Origin of the sequence: Micromonospora sp. LOL_024 (assembly GCF_048060415.1) — a bacterium.
In the GTDB taxonomy this organism is placed as follows: Bacteria; Actinomycetota; Actinomycetes; order Mycobacteriales; family Micromonosporaceae; genus Micromonospora.
This window is the reverse complement of the sequence record NZ_JBHMIS010000241.1, coordinates 1-210: the sequence shown is the minus strand read 5'-3', so window position 1 is coordinate 210 and position 210 is coordinate 1. Positions and strand designations below refer to the sequence as shown.

Annotated in this window: 1 pseudogene; it reads right to left on the bottom strand. The window is 68.1% G+C overall.

The features are described from left to right. Window positions 1-210, bottom strand: a pseudogene (locus tag ACFHWY_RS29005) (IS5/IS1182 family transposase); the annotation flags it as partial.

Sequence of the window (210 nt, the reverse complement as noted above, 5' to 3'; positions counted from 1 at the left end):
TGCTCGACGATCCACCGCTTACGGATCGGTACGAACCCGGGTCGGGTGTCGGAGCGTTTGACGACCTCGACGTCGACACCCAGAACGGCGCCGTGCAGCGCCACGTCCTGTTTGAACCCGGCGTCGACCCAGGCGCGGGTCACCGTCGGGGTGTGCGCGACGACCTTGTCGAGCAGCCGGATGCCGATGGCGTTGTCGGTGACCGACGCC